Source organism: Heyndrickxia camelliae, from assembly GCF_002844575.1.
Classification (GTDB): domain Bacteria; phylum Bacillota; class Bacilli; order Bacillales; family Bacillaceae_C; genus Margalitia; species Margalitia camelliae.
The window spans coordinates 1-693 of the sequence record NZ_PIQO01000068.1 but is presented as its reverse complement, the minus strand read 5'-3'; the positions used below and the strand labels follow the sequence as shown (position 1 = coordinate 693).

The 693-nt window shown below is 36.8% G+C and carries 1 protein-coding gene; it reads left to right on the top strand.

Annotated elements, in window-relative coordinates; translation table 11 throughout:
- Positions 1-693 (top strand): transposase (locus CWO92_RS24930; protein WP_165786800.1); only part of this gene is annotated, 693 nt, incomplete at both ends.

The following is a 693-nucleotide window of genomic DNA, read 5'->3' as shown; positions in this document are numbered from 1 at the left end:
AAGTGAAAGAATTAATTCGTCAATGTTTCGTTCAATTCCGTTGTCAATTGGTTCAGGAAGAGCTCATTGACCAAGAAGCAATTTTTATTGATGGTACAAAAATCGAAGCGAATGCGAATAAGTTTACGTTTGTCTGGAAGAAATCGATTGAGAAATATCATCACAGTTTAATTGAAAAGTCAAACCAGCTATACAATGAACTACTTGAGAACGAAATTATACCTGAAATGGAACGTGAAAGCGATGAACAGTTATCATTGGAAGAGCTCACTGAATTGGTTCAAAAAGTGGACGATGTCGTAACCGAGTATGATAAACAAATAGAAGCATCATCCGATGTTTCAGAAAGAAAAGTGTTAAGAAATGAACGAAAATACCCGAAACAAGTACGTAAACAGTTGATTGATTTTGTCCTGCGAAAACAGAAATACCAACAAGACTTTGAAATCTTTGGCACACGTAACAGCTATTCTAAAACAGATCCGGATGCGACATTTATGCGAATGAAAGATGATTATATGCAAAACGGACAATTGAAAGCTGGCTACAATGTACAAATCGCAACGGAAGGTCAGTACGCACTCGCCTATAGTTTATATTCAAACCCAACAGATACACGTACGTTAATTCCATTTCTAGATGAGATCGAACAGCATTATTTCGAGTTACCGAAACACATTGTCGCAGATGCAG